The sequence below is a fragment of the Microbacterium galbum genome (genome assembly GCF_032464915.1).
Lineage (GTDB): Bacteria > Actinomycetota > Actinomycetes > Actinomycetales > Microbacteriaceae > Microbacterium > Microbacterium galbum.
The window spans coordinates 762,073-785,270 of the sequence record NZ_JAWDIS010000001.1; the positions used below are offsets into that span (position 1 = coordinate 762,073).

Here is a 23,198-nt window from a genome sequence, read left to right on the forward strand (position 1 = left end):
CGCCCGCGGACGGTCCGGGCCCGCTCCGGGCGCACGACCGGTCGCCGGCGGGGCGTCGCCCGCCCGCGGGTGGGGAGGCTCAGGCGAGGTCGCCTCCGAGCGGGGCGACGGAGTCCCCCAGCTCGAAGTGATGCCCGTTGATGGCGAGCAGATCGCGGTCGCCGTCGGGCAGGAAGCCCGACGGCACCGTGAAGCTCGCGTCGCTGCGGCGGATCATGCGCCCATCGTCGCCCGGGAGCGGGGGCGATGGCAGGGCTTGACAGGATGCCGGAGCCGACCTCCGCCGATTGAGTTGTGCACAACTCAATTGTGTGCAACAGTTCTCTCATGCCCGCCGTCGACGCCCTCGTGTGCTTCGCGCTCTACGCCGCCAACCGCACGACGACGCAGGCCTACCGCGTGCTCCTCGAGCCGTGGAACCTCACCTACCCGCAGTACATCGCCCTCGTCACCCTGTGGGCCGACGGCGACCAGACCGTCAAGAGCCTCGGGGAGGCGTTGCAGCTCGACTCGGGCACCCTCTCGCCGATGCTCGCCCGGATGGAAGCGGCGGGCTACATCGAGCGGAGCCGTCGCTCCGACGACGAGCGCGTGGTGTCGGTGTCCTTGACCACGCGCGGTGCCGCGCTTCGCGAGGAGCTGGCTCATGTCCCCCGTTGCATCGCGGCAGGAGCGGGTCTGTCCGACGCCGACACCGCACGTGAGCTCATCGATGCTCTGCACCAGTTGACCGAGGCCATGAAAGACCTGCGCGACCACCCCGACACCGTTCTGTCGGCGGTGGGCGCCCCTCGCCACCCGGCATGATGCCGCCGCTCCCCCTCGTCCCCAGAAAGGAACACCCATGGACGTTCTCTACACCGCAGAAGCCGTCTCGACGGGCCACGGCCGCACCGGCCACGTGACGGCCGGTCCCTACATCGACCTCGAGGTCGCGCCGCCGAAGGAGATGGGCGGATCGGGCGCGGGCACCAACCCCGAGCAGCTCTTCGCCGCGGGTTACGCGGCCTGCTTCCACAGCGCCCTCCACGCCGTCGCACGCGGTCGCAAGATCGCGCTGGAGGACTCGTCGGTCGGCGGCCGTGTTCACATCGGGCCGAACGGCCAGGGCGGCTACCAGCTCGCGGTGCTGCTCGAGGTGGTCCTTCCCGGCATCGAGCACGACCTCGCCCAGGAGCTCGCCGACCAGGCGCACCAGGTGTGCCCCTACTCGAACGCCACGCGCGGCAACATCGAGGTGACCGTCACGGTCTCCGAGGACTGACCTCTCGACTCCCGGGGCGGGGCGCTGAGCCCCACGTATCGCGTCCCGTCCTGGGTCTGCTTCCGGCAGCGTGCGACGCCGCCCGTTCTGTGCGGGCGGCGTCGTCGTATCCGCCGACGCCACCCTCGATTGTCAGGACAGCTGCAGCTCGGCCTCGGTCTTGGGGTAGGAACGGCGCAGCCACTGGCCGAATCCCGGCTGGGCGAGACAGGCCGATTCATCGGCGCACGTGACGACCGGGTCCTCGGCCGCATACACCTGGTAGACCCCGACCTTCGCATCCAGCAGAGCACCGATCACGTTCACCGGCTGACGCTTCGACGGATACCCGATGTAGTACGTCACCGCGTCGGCCGACACCCCCGCGGACGGCGCCACGGCCCGCACGAGCGAGCCGACGCACGAGTGGTCGGGATGATCGCCGCGGGCGAAGGCGCTCTCGTGCGGGATGTTCGTCGTGATGTGGTCGGGCCGCCCCGCGTGGATGAGCTCGGCGACCGTGTCCGAGAGACGAACGGCGTCCAGAGTGGGGCCGTCGTCGATGGGCGCCAGGGCCGGCACGATGCCGTTGATGAGCTGCGTCAGCCCGGCGCCGCCGGTGGCGGGGAAGCCCTTGGCGCTCAGATTGCCGTCCGGCAGTCGCAGCACGGTGATCGACAGACGCGACTCGTCGCTGGGAACGAACCGCGTGACGCGGGCCCCGCTCAGGAGGGTGATCTCGCTCGTCCGCCACGGGGCCTCACTGCCGCGCATCCGGTCGTAAGCCGCGCGGATGCCGGCCTCTCGTTGCTGCGCATACGCGAGGCCGCGTCCGGCGTCGCCCGCGGTGATGAAGATCGTCCGCAGGGTCGCTCCCGAGGCGATGACGTCGCCGAGGTGCGGATTGGCGAAGATGATGTCGTCATCGGCATGCGCCCACACCGCCACCGTGGTGTCGGCGCCCGGCTCCTCGAAGGCGGGCGACGCGTCACGGGGCGCGTCCCGGGGCTGGGGCACGATCGGGCTCAGCTTCACCCACGTGCCGTCGGGACCGTCGGAGCGTCGCATCTCCCGGTAGACCAGCGCACCCCCGCCGATCGCGGCGAGGCCCCCGACGGCGAGGCCGCCGAAGACGAGCGAGCGGCGCGAGATCGACGGCCGGCGGGCCGCGCCCGACCCGTTCCGCGCGTCGCGGCCGACGGCGTCGTCGCCGCCCGAAGGCTCGTCGATGTCACTCACGGCGACTCCGTCCTGTGTTGCGCCCCCCGGCGACGGATTTTCGGGTTCCCCCTCGCCCTCGGGCGTACCTCGACGGTATCGCGATGCACGCCGCTCACCGCACACGAAACCCCGCGGCGGCGCGACGTCGCGGGCAGAGCGGACCGGTCACCGCATCGATCATCCCGCGGGTGACACCGCCCGGCGGAGCGGTCCACCCCACACATGGCCGATGCTCAGCCCGCGCCTAAGAACGCTCACGAGACTCGCCCCATGCAGACGTCCTCACCGCCGCGGTCTCTGTCGCCCGTCGCCCTCCGCATCCGCGCCGTCCTCAACGACTGGGACCCGATCGGAGTCCATCTCATCGGCCGGGGATGGCCCGACGACGAGTACGACGACCTCATCCTGCCGATCCTGAAAGCCCTCGAGGTCGCCCCGAGCGTCGACGAGCTGGCAGACGATCTGCGAGAGGTCGTCGAGGTCGACTACGGGCTCCCCTCCCCCGACGGATGCCACGACGCGGCCCGCTCGCTCCTCGCCCTGTCCCGCTGACCGCTAACCCTCGGCGATCCGGGGCGCAAGCCCTGCCGACCGGTCAGGACCGGGTCCTATCGTGCGGTTCATGGTCGATCTCTCCCGCCCTCAGACGCCCGATCCGTACCCGCTCCTTCCCGCCGCCGCGTCGTTCGACGTGGCCAGCGACGACATCGGCGACGGTCAGCCGCTGAAGGACGACCAGGTCGCCGAGAAGGGCAACACCTCCCCCCACCTGCGATGGTCGGGCGCCCCGGAGGGCACCAAGTCGTTCGTCGTCACCTGCTTCGATCCCGATGCGCCCACGCCGAGCGGCTTCTGGCACTGGGTGCTCGTCGACATCCCGGCCGACGTGCACGAGCTCGCCACGGGGGCCGCTGCGGACGACCTGCCCGGCGCGGCCTTCCACGTGCGCAACGACGGCGGCGAGAGCGGGTTCATGGGCGCCGCTCCCCCGCAGGGCGATCAGCCCCACCGGTACTTCTTCGTCGTCCACGCCGTCGGCGAGGAGACGCTCGGCGTCGACGCGGACGCGAGCCCCGCCGTCGTGTCGTTCAACCTTGCCTTCAAGACGCTCGGCCGGGCCATCCTGCACGGCACCTACCAGCACTGAGGCCGGGCGATGACGAAACGCAGTGAGGGCTTCGACAAGGACGAGACGATCGCGGACGTCGAGGAGCGTGTGAAGGTGCGCTTCCCCGACGCCTCGCCGGAGGTCGTGCACGACGAGGCGGTGGCCGCCGTCGACAAGTACGCCGACGCCCCCGTGAAGGATTTCGTCGATATCATCGCGGAGCGCGACGCCCGCGCGGCCGTCGAGGACGCCCTCGGTTCCAAGGCGTGATCAGCCGAGCTGCAGTTCCGCCTCGGTCTTCGGATACGAGCGCTGCAACCACTCGCCGAACTTGCGGGTCTTGAGGCAGTTGGCCCGGTCGGCGCAGCGGATCACCTTGTCCTGCTGCGTGTAGATCCGGTAGGTGTCCACCTTGCGGTCCAGCACGGCGCCGTCGAGGTTGCGCGGCAGGTTCTCGGACGGGTAGCCGACGAAGTACCGGATGCCGGGCGCCACCGCCACGTCCGACGAGAGCGCTTCACGGACGAGGGTGCCGACCACCGAGTGATCCGGGTGGTCGCCGGGGGCGAAGGCGCTCCCGCGCGGAATGTGCGTGAGCGTCGCACTCGGCCGCACGGCGTCGCCGAGCTCGCGCAGCGATGCGACGAGTTGGTCGCGGGTGATCGCCGGGCCCCCGTCCACCGGGGCCAGCGAGCCGATCGAGCCGTCGATAAGCTTGCTCAGAGTGGCGAAGCCCGTCGCCGCGAAGCCGCCGTCCGTGATGTTGCCGTCCGGCAGCCGTACGTAGGCGACCGAGATGCGGGGATCGCCGTCCGGGCTGAGACGGCGGATGTGCAGGCCGGTGTCGAGGGTGATGTCGTCGGCGTGCCAGAGCCCCTCCTGCCCGCGCATGGCGTTGTAGGCGCGCAGGATGCCGAGCTCCCGGGCCTGGACGTACTCCATGCCCTTGCCTGCGTCGCCCGCCGTGAGGAAGACCGTCCGGACGCACTGACCCGCGGCGATGGCGTCGGAGATCGTGGGGTTGGCGAAGATGATGTCGTCGTCGGGATGGGCCCAGACGGTGAGGAGCGTGGGCGCCCCGTCGCAGGTCTGTGCGGCCGGAGACGTGGGCGGATCCGGCGTCGGGGTCGGTGTCGGGGTCGGGGTCGGCACGGGAGCCGGGGCCGGGGACTCGGGCGCTGACGCCGACGGAGAAGGCGACGCCGCGGTCGGCGAGGCGGTGGTGTCGATCGCAACCGGATCCCCGGCGGGCCGCAGAAGTGCGAAGGCGAAGATCGCCGCCACGGCGACGAAGAGCACGGCGGCGATCGCGATCGCGGCGATGAGGCCCGCCGACCCCTCGCGTCGCGCGCCGGTGAGGGGCGGGGAGACGCGGGTCATCGTGTTCCTCCGGACGGCGGGTGTGGCATCCATCCCGCGTCGCGGGGGTGATCTCGCAGGCGGCCGGTGGCGGCCGATCCGCTGCCCGAGTGTAGGGGACGCGTCTCTCACAGGGCCACCCGTGCCCCGTCCTGCGCTGACGTGAACCGCGTGATCTGGCGAACCAACCTCACACGACAGGCGAGTTATGGGGTGAGTACTGGGGTGTTTCAGACTCATGACAACTAAGGCAGGGTGACTCGCCGGGTGACTTTCGCCTGTTATCGTTCACGGGGTAAGCCGACAAGCTCGCCGGTGGGGGGAGGAGCTGCACATCGTGACGTCCGACCTGCAGGTGAGCGCTGTCTCTCCCGACGCGGAACCGCTCGACGCGCGGGTGCCGCGGGAGGCCGCGGCGCCGACTCCGATGTACCGCCGCGATCCGTGGCGACGGCGCTACCGACTCAACCTCGCGCTCACCGACCTGTTCTCCCTGGTCTGGGTCGTCTACGGCACGCAGCTGCTCTGGTTCGGGCTCGGGAACGCCCAGGTCGCCGCCGGTCGCGACAGCCGGATCAGCGATCTGTCGTACTGGCTCTTCTCGGCGATCCTCATCGTCACCTGGATGTGGGCGCTGTCGTTCGTCGACTCCCGCAGCGACCGGGTCATCGGCACGGGATCTCAGGAGTACGTCCGCATCGCCGACGCCAGCTTCCGCCTGTTCGGGACGGTCGCGATCATCGCGTTCCTGACGCAGATCGACGTCGCTCGCGGCTACCTGCTCATCAGCCTGCCCCTCGGCATCCTGGTCCTGATCTTCACGCGTTGGATGTGGCGACAGTGGCTGGTGGCGCAGCGCTCACGCGGTCTCTACTCCGCGAACGTGCTGCTCGTCGGGTCGCTGCCCTCCGTCACGCAGTTGGCGCGCGAGTTCGGTCGCTCGCCGAGCGCGGGCTATCGCGTCGTGGGCGCATGCGTCCCCAACGGCAAGATCGCGGACGTCATCCCCGGCACGGCGATCCCCGTCATGGGGCACGTCGGAGACGTCACCCGCGCCCTGCAGGTGACGGGCGCGGACACCGTCGCGATCACGAGCGCCGACGACCTGCCCGCCGACAAGGTCAAGCAGATCTCGTGGAGCCTCGAGGCCGGCCGTCAGCACCTCGTCCTGGCTCCGAGCATCATCGACATCGCCGGCCCCCGACTGCACACGCGCCCCGTGGCGGGACTCCCCCTCATCCACGTGGAGACGCCGAAGTTCTCCCGCGGGCAGAGCTTCCTCAAGCGCAGCGTCGATCTCCTGGCAGCGTCCGTCGGCGTCGTCCTGCTGAGCCCTCTGCTCATCTTCCTCATCATCGCCGTCCGTCTCTCCAGCGACGGTCCCGTGTTCTTCCGCCAGACCCGCATCGGGTTCCGCGGACGTGAATTCACGATGATCAAGTTCCGCTCGATGGTCGTCAACGCCGAAGACCTGCTCGAACAACTCGCCGCGCAGGAGCGCGACTCGGGCAACGAAGTGCTGTTCAAGATGAAGAACGACCCGCGTGTGACCCCCATCGGGCGCATCATGCGGAAGTTCAGCCTCGACGAGCTGCCCCAGTTGTTCAACGTGATCGGAGGGTCGATGTCGCTCGTCGGCCCCCGCCCGCCGCTGCCCTCCGAGGTGGCCGTCTACGCCGATCACGTGCACCGCCGCTTCCTCGCCAAGCCCGGGATCACCGGCCTCTGGCAGGTCAGCGGGCGCTCCTCGCTCTCGTGGGAGGAATCGGTCCGCCTCGACCTCTCGTACGTCGAGAACTGGACGCTCCTCGGCGACTTCGTCATCCTCGGCAAGACCGCCCGCGCCGCCTTGGCGCCGGGCGAGACGGCCGCGTGAGAATCCTGCGCTCCCTCGCGGGTCCGCGACCCGGCGTGTCCGTGTCGCGTCGATGTGAATCTGAAAGGCTCTGATCGTGCGTTTGTCTGTGGTGGGTTGCGGGTACCTGGGAGCCGTGCACGCGGCCGCGATGGCGTCGATCGGGCACGAGGTGGTCGGCATCGACGTCGACGAGCGCAAGATCGCGTCGCTGTCGAAGGGAGAGGCGCCGTTCTTCGAGCCCGGTCTGCAGGAGATTCTCACCGAGGGCATCGCGTCGGGCCGCCTGTCGTTCACCACCGACATGTCGGCCGCGCAGGGCGCGAAGGTGCACTTCGTCGGCGTCGGGACGCCCCAGCAGGCCGGCGGCCACGCCGCCGACCTCACGTACGTGGATGCCGCCGTCGATGGGCTGCTCCCCTTCCTCAGTGAGGGCGACATCGTCGCCGGCAAGTCCACCGTGCCGGTGGGGACGGCGGCCCGCCTCGCCCCGCGCGTGGCCGAGCGCGGCGCCGTGCTCGTCTGGAACCCGGAGTTCCTGCGCGAGGGCTGGGCCGTCCAGGACACCGTCGACCCCGACCGCCTCGTCGCCGGCGTCCCGTCCGAAGACGGCAAGCCCACCGCCGACGGCGAGCGCACCGCCGAGGTCCTGCGCGAGGTCTACCACCCGTCGATCGCGAAGGGCACCCCCTTCATCGTCACCGACTACGCCACCGCGGAGCTGGTGAAGGTCTCGGCGAACGCGTTCCTCGCGACGAAGATCAGCTTCATCAACGCCATCGCCGAGATCGCCGAGGTCACCGGAGCCGACGTCACCACCCTGGCCGACGCCATCGGTCACGACGCCCGCATCGGCCGCCGCTTCCTCGGCGCCGGCATCGGCTTCGGCGGCGGATGCCTCCCAAAGGACATCCGCGCCTTCTCCGCCCGCGCCGAGGAGCTGGGCCGCGGCGAGTCCGTCGCCTTCCTCCGCGAGATCGACGCGATCAACCTCCGCCGCCGCGACCGCGCCGTCGAACTGACCACCGACGCCCTCGGCGGCAGCGTCTTCGAGAAGAAGGTCGCCGTCCTCGGCGCTGCCTTCAAGCCCCACAGCGACGACATCCGCGACTCCCCCGCGCTCGACGTCGCCGTGCGCCTGCACGGCCTCGGTGCGCGGGTCACGCTCACCGACCCGGCTGCGATCGAGAACGCCCGGCGCATCCACCCCCAACTCACGTACGAAGCCGACCTCGACGAGACCCTCCGCGACGCCGATGCCGTGATCGTCGTGACCGAATGGGACGAGTACCGTCGCGAGCTGTCCCCCGAGCACGCCGCTTCGCTGGCCCGGGGGCGCGTCGTCGTGGACGGACGCAACTGCCTCGACCCCGTCGCATGGCGTGCCGCGGGCTGGACGTACTTCGGCATGGGTCGCCCCTGACCGCAGATGCCGCACTCACGGACGCCCCGGCCATTGGCCGGGGCGTTCGTCGCACGAGGAGGGGAGCGACGTCAACGGTCGCGACGCAGCGGGCGTTCACGACCTAGACCGGGGGGACCCCTCCGTGCGAAAGGCCCCCCCGCTCATGTCATCGCCCACCGCGAAGCCCGACTCCCCCACCGATCTGCACCCCCGTTCCTGGAAGTACGTCCTGCGCACGAGCGTCCGCGAGTTCGGCGCCGATCAGTGCACCGACATCGCGGCCAGCCTCGTCTATTACGGCGTCCTCGCCCTCTTCCCCGGGCTGATCGCGGTCTTCTCCCTCCTCGGCGTCGTGGGGCAGAGCGACGCCGCCGCCGACACGGTTCTGGACATCCTGGCGCAGGTGGCACCGGGCGGCACCACGGACCTCCTGTCCCAACCCATCCGCGACCTCGCCGCCTCGCCCGCGGCGGGCTTCGCGCTGGTCTCCGGTCTCGTCCTGGCGATCTGGTCGGCATCCGGCTACGTCCGCGCGTTCAGCCGAGGGATGAACCGCATCTACGAGATCGACGAGGGGCGCCCCTTCCTCGCCCTGCTTCCCGCCCAGCTCCTGCTGACCGTCGTGACGGTGGTGCTGGTGGCGTTCTCCGTGCTGCTCCTGGTCGTGTCGGGGCCCGTCGCCGAGGCCGTCGGATCCGCTCTCGGGCTCGGTGGCGCCGTCGTGACGACGTGGAACATCGTCAAGTGGCCGGTCCTCCTGGCCGTCGTGGTCGTCATCCTCGCCGTGCTCTACTACGGCGCACCGAACGTGAAGCAGCCGCGCTTCCGCTGGATCAGCGTGGGTGCGATCGTCGCGATCGTGGTCCTCGCGGTGGCGACGGTCGGCTTCGGCCTCTACGTGACCAACTTCTCCTCCTACGACCGCACCTACGGCTCGCTCGCCGGCGTGATCGTCTTCCTCCTCTGGCTCTGGATCGCCAACATCGCCATCCTCTTCGGTGCGGAGCTGGATGCCGAGCTCGAACGCGGACGTGAACTGCAGGCCGGGATCCCGGCGGAGCGCCGGGTGCAGCTGCCCCCACGGGGCACGGCGAAGATCGAGAAGGCTCGCGAGAAGAAGGAGAAGGACGTCGCCGAGGGACGCCGCATCCGGCTGACCCGTGGCGAGGATCGCGACTGACCGCCGCGCGAGCGACCTCGCATTTTCGTCCTCGGGCGTGACGAATACGCCCCGCGACGCGTCTGCGTAGTGACGGTCCGGAAGGGATCACCGCCGGACCCCATGCAGAAGGAGGATGCCATGCGCAACAAGATCATCCTGATCGGCGCCGTCGCGCTCGTCGCCTATGTCGTGGGAACCCGCACCCCGCGCGTGCAGGTCAAGAAGCGGGAGTCCGTCGGGCACCAGATCGTGCGGCTGTGGGACGACCCCAAGGCGCGCCGCCGTCGGCACAAGGCGGCGAAGAAGGCCGCCCACGCCGCCCGCAAGCGCGCCCGCCGCACCTTGCACGACCTGCGCTCCTGACGCGACGCCACCGAGAGAGAAGGGAACACCCCACCATGGGCCGCACCGCCTCGAGTCGGACGCTGATCCGCTCGCGCCGCAGCACCGCTGCCGCGCTGACCGGCGCGGGAGTCGTCGCCGGCATCGCGCTGCTCGGCTTCTTCCCCCTCGTGGGGTTCCTCGCGGGCGCGACGGCGAGCACCGCCGGACTGGTGCCGTTTCCCGCGGTGAGCGTCTCGCTGGTCACGCTCGTCGGGCTCCTCGTGACGATCGCGCTGCTCGCGGCCTCCGCGACCCGCCGCCGGGCACCCGCGGCGTGGGCGTTCTCCGCGACGGCGGTGGTCGTGGCCGTCGTCGTGACGGCGTTCCCGCTCATCGCCGTGATCGTGGGCTCCGTCGAGCGCGCGGGCGACCTGGGCAGCGTCGTCGAACAGCTCGTGCAACGGTTCGGCGGGCAGGGCTGACGCACGCCTGTGGATGACGCCCCCACACCGCGGCATGCGCATGCAAGAATGCTGCCGCGAGGAGGAACCATGAACCCATCACTTTCCGATGTGCGGCGAGACGGTGACCACCACGGCGACGACGACCTCCTGGACGGCTTCCCCCCGAAGTGCCCGGCCTGCGCGAGCACGATGAAGCCGCACTCCTCGGGCGACGAGCGCGCGTGGTGGCGATGCGGCGAGTGCGCGCTCCCCCTGATCGTCTGACCGGGCGGCTACGCTGAGCCCGTGGGGGCCACCATCCTGATCTCGATCTCCGCCGTCGTCTCGGCGGTGCTGGTCGGCTTCGTCGCTCGGCGCATCCTCGGGACCGCCGTCGGATGGCCGCGCAGCATCGTGGTCGGCCTGCTCGTCTTCTTCCTCGGTGTGCCCTCGGCCCAGTGGACGCTCCGGCAGACCGGTCTCACCGACACGGCCGCCCCCGTTCCGGCGAACGATGTCTGGCTGTGGATCGGGCTCATCGCCCTGTCACTCGCGTGGGTGTTCGCCCTCGGTGTCGCCGCGCTCGTCGCGAGCGAGGCGATCTTCCCGACGCGCCCTCTCCCCAATCCCATCGACCTCGTGCGCGCCGCCTTGCGTCAGCGCAAGCGCACCCGTCGCTACCTCGAGATCCTGACGATCGCCTCCCGGCACGGCGTGGGATGGCTGTTCCACGGCGGTCGCTCTCGCGTCGAGGAGCAGCTCAGCACCTCGGAAGAGCGCGCGAACGCCATCGTCGCGACCATAAACGACGCGGGAGTGAGCTTCGTCAAGCTGGGCCAGGTCCTCTCCACCCGCCGCGATCTCATCCCCGAGCCGTACCTCTCCGCCCTGTCGTCCCTCCAGACGAACGCCACCACGCTCGCGTGGGACACCGTCCGCGGGGTCATCGAGGCCGACCTGGGCGCGGCCATCGACGAGGTCTACGCGCAGGTCGATCCGGTGCCCCTCGCCGCGGCCTCGGTGGCGCAGGTCCACCGCGCCGTCCTGCGCGACGGCACCCCTGTCGTCGTGAAGGTGCAACGCCCCGCCGCCCGCGCCCAGGTCGAAGCGGATGCCGACATTATCGGCCGTCTCGCGCACCGGGCCGAGATGCGCACCCGCGTCGGCCGCGATCTGCGGATCGAGTCCGTCGCGCGGGGGTTCACGAGCACACTGGTGGAAGAACTCGACTACCGGATCGAGGCCCGGAACACCCGGATGATCCTCTCCACCCTCGACCTCATCGACCGCGCGGAGCCCTCCCGCCGCGGCATCGTGACGGCTCCCCGGGTCTTCGAGGCGGCTTCGGGACAACGCGTGCTCACGATGGACCTCGTCGACGGCGCGGCGCTGAGCGACAGCGTCGATCGCCTCGCGTCCTTCTCCGCCGAGGATCGTGATCGTCTCGCTCAGACGCTGATGTCGACGGTCATCGAACAGATCCTGGTGTACGGCGTCTTCCACGCCGACCTGCACCCCGGCAACGTCCTCCTCAAAGACGACGGGACTCTCGGGCTCATCGACTTCGGCGCCGTCGGGATCATCGAACGCAGCCGCCGGCAGCACATGACCGCTTTCCTCCTCGCCGCATTGAGCGAGAACGACGTCGCCGCCACCGACGCGCTCCTGCTGATCGTCGATCCCCCGGACGGCCTGGACATGGACGCGTTCCGCCACGACGTCGGCGTCGTCCTCACGACCGAGCACCTCCGCACCGACGGCCAGGGGTCGATCTTCACCCGCATGGTCGACGTGATCCGTCAGCACCGCATCGCCCTCCCCGGCGAGCTCGCCTCGGCCTTCCGCAGCTTCGCCACCCTCGAGGGGTGTCTGCGCGTCCTGGTCGACGACTTCGACATGGTCGGTCGTGCTCTCCCCCTCATGCCGACGCTGCTGCGTCGGACCCTCTCGCTCAAGCGCATGGCCACCGATCTGCAAGCGCAAGCCGTCATCTCGCTGGCGCGCCTGGAACGGATGCCGCAGCGTCTCGACGCCCTGCTGTCGGGTGTCGAGAAGGGGTCGATCGGCGTCACCCTGCGCAGTGACGACGGGAACGACGTCAGCGGGATCCTCGGACGAGTGACGGCCGAGGTCGCGTCGACGCTCGTGTCGATCGCCGCCGTCGTGATCGCGGTCGTCCTCGTCATCGCGGGAGGCGGTCCTGTGCTCGGCGGGTCGGTGACCCTGTTCGCCGTCCTCGGCGCGGTGATCGGTCTGTTCGGGTTCCTGGGCCTCCTTCGCATCGTGCGGAGGACGTTCACCCGACCGCGGTGAGGCGTCGGCGCGTCGTGCGCGATGCCGCCCGCGCCGCGGCAGTACGGTGAGCGCACCACCGACCGGTGGACGGGCTCCGAAGGAGAAGTCCCATGATCGCTCTCGCCGTCGTCGTCATCGCCGCAGCCACCTGGGCGATCACTGCTCTCGCCACGGGGATCGGACTCGGACGGGTCATCGCCCGTGCGGATTCGGAGAGGGCGAAGGGCTCACTGTCCGCAACGCCGCGTCTGTCGGAAACGGTGCCGTCGTGAGCGGGGAACCGGCCCCCTGACGCCCGCCCGCGCCTGAGTGTGGAGCCGTGCGGCCGGATGCCGGGCGTTCCCCCACCCTGCACGCGAGGGATGGGCTACGCGCGGGCGCGCGGGAGCCGATCGTCATCCGCGGAGGGCGCATCGTCGCCCACTCGGCGCCCCTCCCCGCTCGCCTCCTTCTTCTGCGCGGTCTCGCTCGCGGGCGCTGACCGAGCGGCGTCCCCACTTTCGCCGGATCCCCACTGGGCTTCACCCGTGGCCCCACCCGGATGCTCGCCCGACTCTGCGGGCGATATCGCTGACTCGGTCGCCCCCGACGCGATGTCCTTGAGGATGCGACGGGGATGCAACGGCCGGGGGTCGTATTCCCGCCAGTCCGGTGCGAGCTCGTCGAGCTCGTCGACGACCTGCGCACGACCCTGCTGATACAGCGCGTGGAGGCGGCCGATGTGGCGCGGAAGCGCCCGCCGGAGCTCGCGCAACCGCTCGGGTCCCATGATCACACCGACCAGGACGGCGACGACGATCATCTTGTCTATTCCGAGGTCGAACACGTCAGCTCCGTTCGCTCGATCCGGCGACCCGCAGGGCGTTCTCACGCGCGTGGCGATACTCCCGCCGACTGAGGGGTCGCGCCACGGATGGCCCTGCGTCGGACGGTGTCGGTAGGGCCGTCAGGGCCGCGAGGATCGACGAGACCGCCTGCGTCGCCTGCCGCTCGAAGGCGAGCCACGCAGCGTCGGCACCCCCCACGGGGTCGAGCATGTCGTCCTCCTCGGGATCCCGCGGAGGACGACTGAGCCGTGAGCGCGACGCCGCCTGAACCAGCGCCGCCCAGCTCGGAGCTCGACCGGGGACCGTCTCCACCAGACGCGAGAACTCGCGGATGGTGAACACCGACGAGATGAGATCGGGACGCAGGTCGAGGACGACGCGACGGTGCGCGCGCTCCGCACACAGAACGGTGTCCCCCGTGCGGAGGAATCCCTCGTCCAGCCGCCGTGCGCGATGCCCCTCCAGGCTCAGCCCGTACGTGCACCCGAGAGTGACGACCTTCTCGTCGGCCGGGGTGGAGGGCCGGGCGAGCGTTCCGGCGCTCTGGAACGTCAGGTGCGCCTTGTGCCCCTCGGGCGACCGCGAAGACAGCAGAGCTGCGACGAAGGCCGAACGGATCACGTTCGCCGTGCAGACGATCACGACGCGGTCAGCGCTCACGGTCACCTCGTCTCCTCGTGGCACGGTCGCCCCCGGCGAAGGACGGCGCGGGGGTGAACCCAGTAAAGCCGTGCTGCGGGATGCCGCCTCGCCGTCCCTCCCTCTCGACTGCGACGGTGAAGCTGGTGAAGTCATGCCGGGGTCCGGGCGAATGTCGAACGCCTCAGGAGGAGTGGAAGAGCGTGGACCCGAGCATGAAAGGACGGTCCTCCTCGAAAGGTCACCTCATGGGCATCTTCGGCAACGCATTCTCCGGCTGGCATCTCCTCCTGATCCTCGCCGTCGTCCTGCTGCTGTTCGGGGCGTCGAAGCTGCCGGGTCTGGCGAAGAGCGTCGGCGAGTCCGTTCGCATTCTCCGATCGGAGAGCGCGGCGCCCGACGAGGCCGCCGATGATGCCGCAACAGCCGCTTCGCCTGCCGTGGCCGATCGCGCCGCCGACAGCGGACGCACATCGCCGTCGGCGTGAGCCGCGACGCGCGCGAGCGCCGTCGGAGCGAACGGATCCGGTCGGATGGGGGAGGAGGGGCGATGCCCCTCCTCTCCCATCTTTCGGAGCTCCGACGCCGACTCATGATCGCGGCCGGCGCCATCCTGATCGGGGGCGTGGCCGGGTTCCTCCTCTCGGACATCGTGATCGGTGCGGCCGCCGAGCCGCTGTCGCACGTGCACGGTCCCTCGGTCGCCACTCTGAACTTCACCCGACTCGGCGAAGCCTTCGACCTCCGTTTCAAGATCGCCCTGACGCTGGGCATCGTCTTCGCCGCCCCGGTCTGGATCTGGCAGGTGTGGGCGTTCCTCGTACCCGGACTCACGTCGCGCGAGCGGCGGATCGGCGTCGGCTTCGTCTGCGCCGCCGTCCCCCTCTTCCTCGGAGGGGTCGTCTTCGGATGGACGATCGTCCCCCAGGTCGTGAACGTGCTCGCCGGATTCGCTCCGGCAGCGTCGACCACCATGCTGACCGCGGGTCAGTACTTCGACTTCCTTCTCAAGCTGGTCGTGGGCATCGGGATCTCCTTCGTCTCGCCGCTGGCCCTTGTGGCCCTGAACGCCGCGGGGGTGCTGAGCGCCCGGGCGATCATCCGAGGATGGCGGGTCGCCTTGGTGGCGATCATCGTCTTCTCGGCCGTGGTTACCCCCGCCTCGGACGTCATGAGCATGGTGCTCGTGGCTCTGCCCCTGTGCGTGCTCTACGTCGGCGCCGCTGTGTGGACGTGGATCCACGATCGACGGAAGGCCCGCCGCGTGCTCTCAGGCGCCTGACGGACTTCCGTCGACGAAGTCCCGGAGGTGACGGTCGGCACGGACGGCGTCTACGAGTGCCCTCGTCGCCTCCCTGGACAGGGCGATCGACACCCCGCGGGGCGCCTCGACGACGAGCCATGTCTCGGCGTCGGCGGATCGGCGGATGAGGCCGATCTCCCATTCCTCGAGGTGACCGAGACCGCGACCCGTCGCGGCTCGCGTGCGGAGAGTGACCGCGACGCCGCCGCTGCGGTGGTCTTCGTCGTCGGGATGAACGGTACGACCGTGCTCCGTCGCGCACCAGTCGAAAGCACAGGGACGGGGGTCGGAGTCGAAAGCGTCTTGTCGGTTCATGGCGCACACCTCTCTCAGAGGACCGCCCGGGAGGGCGGACCGAACGGGGGTGGGCACGACACCAGTCTGCCGCGAACCTCCGACACTGCCGTCAGCGCCCGGGCGCGAGGCCTTCCGGCGGCGTCGGGACGAGGTCGCGGAGAGGAACGTCGAGGACCTCCGACAGCAGCACCAGGGTGCGCAGCCGGGGATTCGCCGCCGTTCCCGGGTTGGACTCGCCCTTCTCGAGCTTCCGGTAGGTGAAGGTCGCGAGTCCGGCCGCGTGCGCCACCTGCTCCTGCGACAGGTGCTTCCCGGCCCGCGCGCGGAGAAGGCGCACTCCGAGCTCTCGCGCGAACTCGGTCCAGGGGTCGGGCGCTTCGCTCATGCTTCCAGCTTGATCGGCGACCAACTCTCACATGAACATGTGAACATGCTGCCCTGGTGCGGATTGCAACTCCGTCAGCGCCAGGAGGACATGGTGAGCGGGAGGGCCCTTGGGGTGATGAGGGGAGCGATCCGCGTGCGGGTCGCGGCGATCCACCGGTCGCCCCCCACCTCCTCGTACCGCGTCCGCCCGCACCCGGAGACGTGGCTGCGCGCCTCACCCGCGCACTGCTCCTCTGCGGCCGACCATCGCGCGCGCGCACGGGTGGGACATTTCCCGCGCCCACCGTCGTATCCACACCCGGGCGGCGGTTTCCTCACGACCTCGGGGCGCGGTCCGCGGAGCACAGATGAACCCTTCCGTCTCAATTGTCGACTCACCCCCCACCTCAGATGACGTCACCCCTCTCACGGCCGAGCGACGCATTCCCTGGCAACGCCGGTACGCGCGGCTCGTCCTCGCGATCGACACCATCGTGGTCGCGGTCGCCGTCTTCGGGTCGCAGCTCTTCTGGTTGGGCCCGCACTCGGTGGACGTCGCGTCCTCTCCGCTGGACTACACCACTCTCTCGCTCGTCCTCTCCGTCGCGTGGCTCGCGGCCCTGACCGTCTGGGGGACGCGCCATCCCCGGGTGATCGGCTACGGGGTGACCGAGTACCGCGTGACGCTCGCGGCATCGTTCCAGTTGTTCGGCGCACTGGCGATCGTCGCCTACCTGGCAGGGGCCGACGTCTCCCGCGGGTACTTCCTCCTGAGCCTCCCCATCGGGACGACCGCCCTGCTGACGGGGCGGGCGGTGTGCCGCCTCTGGCTGCGGAACCGCCGCCGTCACGGCGTGATGAACGCCCGCGTGATCCTGGTGGGCGCAGCAGACGAGAACGCCCGCGTCGCAGCGGAACTCGCGCGACAGCCCGGCGCCGGACTGCAGGTCGTCGGCATCCACGAGCTCGCGGGCGATGCAGCCACCGCGTGGGACGACGCGCAGGCGGCGTCTCTGCGGCGGCTCCTGACCGACCTGCGGGCCGACAGCGTGCTGATCTCGGGGGGCGCTCAGCTCGAGGCGCGCGACATCCGACGGATCGGGTGGAGCCTCGACCCGGGCCAGCAGCATCTCATCGTGGCCGTCAACCTCACCGACGTCGCGGGACCCCGCCTTCACACGCGCCCCGTCGCCGGGCTCCCCCTCGTGCACATCGAGACGCCGCAGTTCTCGGCGACGCAGCGCCTCCTCAAGCGTGCCTTCGACATCGTCGGCGCCGCGACGCTCCTGCTCGCACTGTCGCCCGTGTTCCTCGTGCTCGCGCTCCTCGTCCGTGCATCCGGCCCCGGTCCGGTCTTCTACCGTCAGGAGCGCGTCGGTCAGGGCGGGACGCACTTCGGCATGATGAAGTTCCGGTCGATGATCGACGGCGCCGATGCCACGCTGCAGGCCCTCCTGGCCGAGCAGGGGCGGGAGGGGACCCCGTTGTTCAAGGTGGTCGACGATCCCCGCATCACGCCGATCGGTCGCTGGCTCCGCAAATACTCCCTCGACGAGTTGCCCCAGCTGCTGAACGTGCTCGCAGGCCAGATGAGCTTGGTGGGCCCCCGCCCGCAGCGCGACGCCGAGGTGGAGTTCTACGACGACGACGCCCACCGCCGCCTCATGGTGCGCCCCGGCATGAGCGGCCTCTGGCAGGTCAGCGGTCGGTCCGCACTCGCCTGGGACGATGCGATCCGGCTCGACCTCTTCTACGTCGAGAACTGGTCACTGGTGGGAGACCTCACCATCCTCGCGCGGACGTTCAAGGCGGTCCTGGTGCCAGGCGACACCGCTCACTGACCTCGACCGACGAGAAGAGGCGCCGACCATCTGGCCGGCGCCTCTTCTCGTCTTCGATTCGCGTGCTCAGTTCGTCCGGCGGCGTCGACGCCCCGTCGCGGACGAGACGGGAGTCACGGGGGTCTCGTTTTCACTCGACGAGTCACCCTCGACCAAGACGGAGGTCCTGCGCTGCGAGAGGGTTCGCAGCCCGCTGACGTTCTCCGGGGGCAGCTCCGATGTCCGCCGACGAGGGCCGGTGGTCTCGTCTCCGTCCACGACCTCCGCGACCCGGCCTCTCCGACCGAATCGCCACCAGGACGCCTTCACCGCGCCGCGCGGCGCCCCGTATCCGTAGTACCCGCCGTACCGGCCCCCGTAGTACGACGAGTCGACGCCACGGAGGGGAGCCCGGTTCAAGACGACCCCGAGGAGATGTCCTCGCGTCTTGCCGATGTTCTCGGCGGCCCGGGAGAGCATGTCGTCGGTCGTCCGTCCCGCGGTCACCACGAGGACTGCACCGTCGGCCCAGCTCGCGATGACGGCGGCGTCGGCCACCGCGAGCGTGGGCGGGGAGTCGACGATGACCACGAGGTCCTCGGCAAGCTTGCGCGCCAGCGCCTGCATCCGCTGCGATCCGACCATTTCGCTCGGATTGGGCGGGGTGCGCCCGGCAGCGACGACGAAGAGTCGACCGTTCTCGTCCACCTGGTGGGCGACCTGCTCGATCTGGGCGCGCCCGGCGAGCACGTCGGACAGCCCCACGTCGTCGGAGAAGCCGAACATCCCACCCAGGACCGGGCGACGCAGGTCTGCGTCGACGAGGATGACGGCCTGCCCGGTCGCGGCGATGCTCACGGCCAGATTCGCCGCCGTCGTCGACTTGCCGTCACCGGGGAGCGGGCTCGTGATCACCATCACGCGCGCGGGCCTGTCGACGTCGACGTACTGCAGGTTGGTGCGCAGCTCGCGCATCGCCTCTTTGTGCGCGAACGACCCTCGGCCGTCGCGGATGTCGTCGAAGGAGAAGACCGCGCGCCCCGACGCCAGCTCCTTGTCGACGGGCAGGATGCCGACCACGGATGCCGCGATGGTGTCGGTGATGTCCGAGGCTGTGCGTACGCGGCGGTCGAAGGCCCGGCGCACGAGGGCGAACACGACTCCCGCGAGCGCCCCGACGAGGGCGCCGATCCCGATGTCGAGCTTCACGTTCGGAGAGGAGGGCGAGGTCGGCAACCGCGCGGAGTCGCCCGCGATCAACCGCACGGCGCTCTCACCGCCCTTCCCCGTCTGCAGCTGGTCGACCTGCGTCGTCATCCCCCGGATCCAGGCCTCGGCGAGGTCGCGGGCCGACTCCGGCGTCGGGCCGGTGGCATCGACGCGCACGTTCACCGTGTCGACGGGGTTGGAGACGCGAACGCGTTGCACCAACGCCTCCGGACTGTCGGTCAACCCGAGCTCGGACTTCGCCGTCTCCGCGACGCTGCGCCAATACCCCATGTCGATGAAGGACTTCACTTTCGACAGCGCGAGCTGATCGCCGGCGAGCGCGGCACCCGTCGATCCGTCGGAGGCGACGGCGGCGACGTAGCCGCTGGCGTCCGCGGTGTACACCCGGGGTTGCACGGCGCTCCACGCCAGTCCCACCAGGCCGCCGGCGATCGTCAGGGCGACGATCGCCTTCCAGTACGCGCGCAGGATGCGCACCACTCGCTGCATGTCCACTCGTGTCCGCCTTTCCGCGCCCGCCGGACAGACCCGTCGGACCGCCCGCAGCATAGGCATGCGCGACGCGACGGCGGGACCAGTCCCTCCCCCGCCGCGACCGGGCGAGGAATCGATCGGGTCGCTCTGCTGCCGTCGCAAGGGGTGACGCGGATGGGGTGATGAGGGGATGACGAGGAGGATGAAAGAGCCGCCCTCGATCCGTCTCCTCCTCCCCCTCACCCCCAGGATCATTCCTGCGCGGTCGGCGACCCGCTGCGCGCACGAACGCGTCCGACCGGAGGCGTTCGGTTTCTGAACAGGAGGTACCGATGCTGATCGATGTGGATAGCCTGCCCACGAACGCGCGCTCCACCCGTCGCACGAGCCGTTTCTGGGCGCCCCGCGACGGCACGCTCGCTCGTCTGCACGACGCGCTGAGCGGCGACGTGGTGCTGGTCCGCGGTCCGGCCGGGGTGGGGAAAACCTCTTTGCTGCGTCAGTTCGCCGCTTCGCTCGAGGACGATCCGGAGCGCGGCGTGCAGCTCATCGATGCCGTCCAGGTGCCGGCGATCCCCGTCCCGCGCGTCCTCGAGGCCTTCGCCGAGGGGCCGCCGGTCCACGTGCTCCTGATCGACAACTTCGTCGACGAAGCCGGGGTGACGACCGAGGACCTCCTCGGCATGCTCCGCAGCGATCCCACCCTCCGCCTCATCGTGGCCACTCGCGTGTCGACGGGGCTGGAGAGCCCGCTCGTGGCACTGGAGTTCGACGTGCAGGTGATCGCCGCGGACGACCTGCGCATGACCCGCGACGAGTTGACCACGGTCCTCTCCCTGAACGGTGTGCCATGGACGGACCCCGCCGTCGACGTGCTGACCGAGCTCACCTACGGCTGGCCCGCCCTCGTGCAGCTGGCGGGCACTCGTCTGCGCCTGGAAGGGACGTCGCTGCGGACGCAGGACGACGCGGTCGGTGCGGCGCGTTACGCGGTCGCCGCCCTGACCAGCGACATGGAACAGCGCCTCGCCCTGCCCATCACCGATGAGATGCGCCTCCTCGCCGTCGCGCCCTACATCACCGCCCCCTTGGCCGAAGCGATCGGGGTGGACACCACCACCGTCCTCTCGCACGATCTCCTGAGTCGCATGCAATCGGCGGGCCTGGTCTGGCCGGGCTCCACACGCGTCACCCTCGCCGAACCGATCCGCGAGCAGTGGGCGGGGGTCATCGCCGCCCGCAGCCCCCAACTCGTGTCCACCGCACGGCTCCGGCTCCTCGATCACCTCGTCGAGGGAGGAGAGCCACTCCTGGCCGCTCAGCTCGCCGCTGACGCCGGCCAGTGGAACACCCTCGCGGGAGTCCTCCGATCATCGGGACCCGAGATCTGGGCACGCGATCACGACGCCTTCACCCGTCTCGTCTCCGCACTCCGGGTGAGCGGGCCCGCGGACCCGAAGGTCGTCGGCACCCTGCTCGCTCTCGACGCCGAGACGGCGTCGTCGCCCGAGACCCCGGCGCAAGCGGTCACCGCCCTCGGCCGACTCACGGATGCCAAGAGCGCCGCCGCGGCCGACCTCGATGCGCTCATCCTGCGCGTGAGCCTGCTCCGCGCCGCGGGTCGCTTCGCGCTGGCCACGGAAGCGGCGACACTCCTCTCCGACGCCCTGCGGCGCCGTCATGACCTCGCCGGCGAGCCGGTGCACGAGGGCTGGTACCAGATCGGGATGACGGCGTTCGCGATGGGCAAGCTCCGCGAGGCGACCGTGGGGCTGGGACAGGCCGAGCGCGCGGCGCCTCCGGCACGGCGCATGCGCGTCCGCGGAGCCCTCGCCGTCATCGCCCTCCTCGAGGGGGACGTGCGCGGCGCTCGGCGCATTATCGACGACAATCGCGAGGACCCCTGGCTGGCGTCGCCCTGGGGCGAGGGGATGCGCGTCGCCGAGGCCTGGCTGCTCCTCGAGACCGGCGACGCCGCGGAGGCGAGGGAACGCTTCGACGCCATCCCGGCGACCGAGGGAGCCCGTGAGTTGTGGCCTTTCGCCGCGGCGGCGCACACCCTGTCATTCCTGCTCTCGGGTGCGGCATCCGATGCTCTCGGGCTGCTGCGCGCCTGGACGGGGCGCGCGCGCAGCACGCCTCCCTCGCACTATCAATCCACGCAGATCCTCACCGCACGAGCGAAAGTGCTCATCGCGCTCCGTCAGGCGAGGAAGGCGTTGGCGCTGTTCGAAGGACCCTTCGCCCTCTCGCCGGTGACGGCGCCCGCGATCGCCCTCTCTCAGCTGTATGCGGGACGCACGCATGAAGCCTTCGTCATGAGCGTGAAATGGGGCCTGCACCACGAGCCGTCCGCTCGTGCGGCGCTGGAGAGTCTCGTCGTGAGCGTCGTCGCGGATGTGCGGCTCAACGGCGTCGACGCGCACCGTACGGCGGTGCAACGAGCGGAGGCGCTCCGCACGCGTCACGATCTCTGGGGTCCGTGGAGCGCCGTCGCACCGGAGGATCGCGCTCTGGTGCTGCGACTGCTGTCTCCCGCCGCACGGGCGCACGTCGCCGAACGCGCGTCGTTCTTCGCATCGTCGGTGAGCGTGCCCCATCTCACCAAGCGCGAGCAGGTGGTCCTCGCGCATCTGACACCCACCTCGACGATCGCGGACATCGCCCGTGCACTCGTCGTCTCACCCAATACGGTCAAGACGCAGCTGCAGAGCCTCTACCGCAAGCTCGAGGTGTCGGACCGGTCGAGCGCGATCCGTGCGGCCCACGCATGGGGACTCATCGAGGGCGACGGCGAGGGCTGATCGGGTGGTCGCGCCGCCGTCGACGCGACCACCCCACCACTGCGCGTCCGACGAAGAGCAGGACGAAGACGAACACGACGCCGGGAACGGTCGACGGGATTCCGGCCCCTCGCACGACCATCAGCACGACGACCAGAGCCGCGACGGGCAGGAGGACGCCCGCCGCCCGCTTCAGCTGGCGAACCGTCAGAAGACCCTTCGCCCGGCGGCGCGGCGGGCGGGACCCCACGTCAGAACCCGCGTCCATCGGGCGTCGATTTCCGCAGCTCGCTCGCGATCTGCGATCCGAACACGCCGAACCAGGCGATCGCTAATGTCGCGGCCGTGAACTCCAGGTTGCCGCCCAGCACGGTGTCGCCCCGGAACAGGGCGAGCATCGCGCCGGTGAGAGAGGTCGCTCCGACCGCGACGAGGATGAAGACGCTCGCCCCCCGCATCCACGGGCGCCGCCGCACCAGGGCGACCTGCCCCATCGCGACGATCGCGAGCAGGAAGCCGATCACGGCGAATGTGATGTGCACGAGATCCTGCGGGAGCGCTCCGGGCGTGAAGGGAACCGGACACCCCGGCGAGCAGGTGACGGCCGACGCGACACCGAAGCATAGGCCGCACAGGAGAAGAGTCGTGGCGATGGGCCACCCGACACGATAGGCGTCATCCGGGATCCGGTGGAGAGCCCGGTCGACGAGGACGGCCGCGACGGCCAGCAGCAGCAGCGCGAGGTTGAACACCGGGGCCGTCGGCATCCCAGTCGCCCCGAGCTGACTGACGTAGTGCACGCTCGGGTCCCACAGGCGGCAGACCCAGATGAGCGCCGCACTCGCGAACGCGGCGGCGGCGCCGCCCGCGGCCTGGGTGACGTGTCGGCGTGCGATCGCGGTCGGGCGGATGCCGGCCAACCGGTCGACGGTCTCGGTCATCGGCTCCTCCTGGATCGGGCTCCGCCACATTACCGTTCGACCGGTCCCCCTTCCGCGGGGTGGGGGTGATGTGCGCATCATCATGGGTGATTTTCCGGGGGCG

The 23,198-nt window shown here is 70.4% G+C and carries 27 protein-coding genes; 17 read left to right on the forward strand and 10 right to left on the reverse strand.

The genetic code is table 11. The features are described 5' to 3' along the window. Window positions 1–79 precede the first annotated feature (79 nt). The gene (locus RWH45_RS03605) at window positions 80–217 is read right to left on the reverse strand and encodes a hypothetical protein (protein WP_315993547.1); all 138 of its coding nucleotides are present in this window, start codon (window positions 215–217) and stop codon (window positions 80–82) included. A 110-nt stretch (window positions 218–327) separates the two neighbouring features. Here RWH45_RS03605 and RWH45_RS03610 point away from each other — a divergent pair, with 110 nt between their 5' ends. Continuing rightward, window positions 328–807, forward strand: a complete 480-nt coding sequence (locus RWH45_RS03610) for a MarR family winged helix-turn-helix transcriptional regulator (RefSeq protein WP_315993548.1) — start codon at window positions 328–330, stop codon at window positions 805–807. A gap of 37 nt (window positions 808–844) precedes the next feature. Then, window positions 845–1,264 (forward strand): organic hydroperoxide resistance protein, encoded by a 420-nt coding sequence (locus RWH45_RS03615; protein ID WP_315993549.1) that lies wholly within the window; start codon window positions 845–847, stop codon window positions 1,262–1,264. Window positions 1,265–1,396: 132 nt separating this feature from the next. On the opposite strand, the gene RWH45_RS03620 is transcribed toward RWH45_RS03615, so the two are convergent. Beyond that, window positions 1,397–2,482 (reverse strand): PIG-L family deacetylase, encoded by a 1,086-nt coding sequence (locus RWH45_RS03620; protein ID WP_315993550.1) that lies wholly within the window; start codon window positions 2,480–2,482, stop codon window positions 1,397–1,399. Window positions 2,483–2,734: 252 nt separating this feature from the next. Between RWH45_RS03620 and RWH45_RS03625 the strand changes: the two genes are divergently transcribed. The 3 genes from RWH45_RS03625 to RWH45_RS03635 all read left to right on the forward strand — a co-directional run bounded on the left by RWH45_RS03625 (window position 2,735) and on the right by RWH45_RS03635 (window position 3,842). After that, window positions 2,735–3,016, forward strand: a complete 282-nt coding sequence (locus tag RWH45_RS03625; protein WP_315993551.1) for a hypothetical protein — start codon at window positions 2,735–2,737, stop codon at window positions 3,014–3,016. Between the two features lie 70 nt (window positions 3,017–3,086). After that, on the forward strand, window positions 3,087–3,611 hold the full coding sequence (locus RWH45_RS03630; protein WP_315993552.1) for a YbhB/YbcL family Raf kinase inhibitor-like protein: 525 nt from the start codon (window positions 3,087–3,089) through the stop codon (window positions 3,609–3,611). 9 nt (window positions 3,612–3,620) lie between these two features. Next, a complete protein-coding gene (locus RWH45_RS03635; protein ID WP_315993553.1) occupies window positions 3,621–3,842 on the forward strand; it encodes a three-helix bundle dimerization domain-containing protein in 222 nt (73 codons plus the stop codon). Here RWH45_RS03635 and RWH45_RS03640 read toward each other — a convergent pair whose 3' ends face one another. Further along, window positions 3,843–4,952: a PIG-L family deacetylase gene (locus RWH45_RS03640; RefSeq protein WP_315993554.1), complete on the reverse strand. Its 1,110-nt coding sequence runs from the start codon at window positions 4,950–4,952 to the stop codon at window positions 3,843–3,845. Window positions 4,953–5,328: 376 nt separating this feature from the next. Between RWH45_RS03640 and RWH45_RS03645 the strand changes: the two genes are divergently transcribed. From RWH45_RS03645 to RWH45_RS03680, 8 genes are all read left to right on the forward strand, one after another. Beyond that, window positions 5,329–6,807, forward strand: coding sequence for a sugar transferase (locus RWH45_RS03645; RefSeq protein WP_315994588.1), 1,479 nt, complete (start codon window positions 5,329–5,331; stop codon window positions 6,805–6,807). A 76-nt stretch (window positions 6,808–6,883) separates the two neighbouring features. Beyond that, window positions 6,884–8,209, forward strand: coding sequence for a UDP-glucose dehydrogenase family protein (locus tag RWH45_RS03650; RefSeq protein WP_315993555.1), 1,326 nt, complete (start codon window positions 6,884–6,886; stop codon window positions 8,207–8,209). A gap of 145 nt (window positions 8,210–8,354) precedes the next feature. Further along, complete coding sequence (locus RWH45_RS03655; RefSeq protein ID WP_315994589.1) at window positions 8,355–9,371, forward strand: YihY/virulence factor BrkB family protein; 1,017 nt, start codon at window positions 8,355–8,357, stop codon at window positions 9,369–9,371. 120 nt (window positions 9,372–9,491) lie between these two features. Further along, entirely contained in the window at window positions 9,492–9,716 is a 225-nt protein-coding gene (locus RWH45_RS03660) for a hypothetical protein (RefSeq protein ID WP_315993556.1), read from the forward strand. 35 nt (window positions 9,717–9,751) lie between these two features. Further along, window positions 9,752–10,159, forward strand: coding sequence for an MFS transporter permease (locus tag RWH45_RS03665; protein ID WP_315993557.1), 408 nt, complete (start codon window positions 9,752–9,754; stop codon window positions 10,157–10,159). A 69-nt stretch (window positions 10,160–10,228) separates the two neighbouring features. Continuing rightward, on the forward strand, window positions 10,229–10,405 hold the full coding sequence (locus RWH45_RS03670; RefSeq protein ID WP_315993558.1) for a hypothetical protein: 177 nt from the start codon (window positions 10,229–10,231) through the stop codon (window positions 10,403–10,405). Between the two features lie 21 nt (window positions 10,406–10,426). Continuing rightward, a complete protein-coding gene (locus RWH45_RS03675; protein ID WP_315993559.1) occupies window positions 10,427–12,433 on the forward strand; it encodes an ABC1 kinase family protein in 2,007 nt (668 codons plus the stop codon). A 92-nt stretch (window positions 12,434–12,525) separates the two neighbouring features. Next, window positions 12,526–12,687, forward strand: coding sequence for a hypothetical protein (locus tag RWH45_RS03680; protein WP_315993560.1), 162 nt, complete (start codon window positions 12,526–12,528; stop codon window positions 12,685–12,687). Between the two features lie 95 nt (window positions 12,688–12,782). On the opposite strand, the gene RWH45_RS03685 is transcribed toward RWH45_RS03680, so the two are convergent. Both RWH45_RS03685 and RWH45_RS03690 read right to left on the reverse strand, forming a co-directional pair. Beyond that, window positions 12,783–13,241 carry a Sec-independent protein translocase subunit TatA/TatB gene (locus RWH45_RS03685; protein WP_315993561.1) on the reverse strand — a complete coding sequence of 153 codons (459 nt, stop codon included), beginning with the start codon at window positions 13,239–13,241 and terminating at the stop codon, window positions 12,783–12,785. Between the two features lies 1 nt (window position 13,242). Next, window positions 13,243–13,908, reverse strand: a complete 666-nt coding sequence (locus tag RWH45_RS03690) for an arsenate reductase/protein-tyrosine-phosphatase family protein (protein WP_315993562.1) — start codon at window positions 13,906–13,908, stop codon at window positions 13,243–13,245. A 221-nt stretch (window positions 13,909–14,129) separates the two neighbouring features. Here RWH45_RS03690 and RWH45_RS03695 point away from each other — a divergent pair, with 221 nt between their 5' ends. Both RWH45_RS03695 and tatC read left to right on the forward strand, forming a co-directional pair. Next, window positions 14,130–14,369: a twin-arginine translocase TatA/TatE family subunit gene (locus RWH45_RS03695; protein ID WP_315993563.1), complete on the forward strand. Its 240-nt coding sequence runs from the start codon at window positions 14,130–14,132 to the stop codon at window positions 14,367–14,369. Between the two features lie 62 nt (window positions 14,370–14,431). Then, complete coding sequence (tatC, locus tag RWH45_RS03700; RefSeq protein WP_315993564.1) at window positions 14,432–15,163, forward strand: twin-arginine translocase subunit TatC; 732 nt, start codon at window positions 14,432–14,434, stop codon at window positions 15,161–15,163. On the opposite strand, the gene RWH45_RS03705 is transcribed toward tatC, so the two are convergent. Both RWH45_RS03705 and RWH45_RS03710 read right to left on the reverse strand, forming a co-directional pair. Beyond that, the gene (locus RWH45_RS03705; protein ID WP_315993565.1) at window positions 15,152–15,499 is read right to left on the reverse strand and encodes a hypothetical protein; all 348 of its coding nucleotides are present in this window, start codon (window positions 15,497–15,499) and stop codon (window positions 15,152–15,154) included. The two genes, tatC and RWH45_RS03705, sit on opposite strands and share 12 nt — an antisense overlap. Before the next feature lie 91 nt (window positions 15,500–15,590). Continuing rightward, entirely contained in the window at window positions 15,591–15,866 is a 276-nt protein-coding gene (locus tag RWH45_RS03710; protein ID WP_315993566.1) for a helix-turn-helix domain-containing protein, read from the reverse strand. A 349-nt stretch (window positions 15,867–16,215) separates the two neighbouring features. On the opposite strand from RWH45_RS03710, the gene RWH45_RS03715 reads away from it, so the two are divergent. Further along, a complete protein-coding gene (locus RWH45_RS03715; protein WP_315993567.1) occupies window positions 16,216–17,688 on the forward strand; it encodes a sugar transferase in 1,473 nt (490 codons plus the stop codon). A 66-nt stretch (window positions 17,689–17,754) separates the two neighbouring features. On the opposite strand, the gene RWH45_RS03720 is transcribed toward RWH45_RS03715, so the two are convergent. Then, on the reverse strand, window positions 17,755–19,386 hold the full coding sequence (locus tag RWH45_RS03720; protein ID WP_315993568.1) for a tyrosine-protein kinase domain-containing protein: 1,632 nt from the start codon (window positions 19,384–19,386) through the stop codon (window positions 17,755–17,757). Between the two features lie 329 nt (window positions 19,387–19,715). Here RWH45_RS03720 and RWH45_RS03725 point away from each other — a divergent pair, with 329 nt between their 5' ends. Further along, on the forward strand, window positions 19,716–22,175 hold the full coding sequence (locus RWH45_RS03725; protein WP_315993569.1) for a LuxR C-terminal-related transcriptional regulator: 2,460 nt from the start codon (window positions 19,716–19,718) through the stop codon (window positions 22,173–22,175). On the opposite strand, the gene RWH45_RS03730 is transcribed toward RWH45_RS03725, so the two are convergent. Both RWH45_RS03730 and RWH45_RS03735 read right to left on the reverse strand, forming a co-directional pair. Then, window positions 22,150–22,404 carry a hypothetical protein gene (locus RWH45_RS03730; protein ID WP_315993570.1) on the reverse strand — a complete coding sequence of 85 codons (255 nt, stop codon included), beginning with the start codon at window positions 22,402–22,404 and terminating at the stop codon, window positions 22,150–22,152. The genes RWH45_RS03725 and RWH45_RS03730 overlap by 26 nt on opposite strands. A gap of 1 nt (window position 22,405) precedes the next feature. Further along, entirely contained in the window at window positions 22,406–23,095 is a 690-nt protein-coding gene (locus RWH45_RS03735) for a DUF998 domain-containing protein (RefSeq protein WP_315993571.1), read from the reverse strand. Window positions 23,096–23,198: the final 103 nt, after the last annotated feature.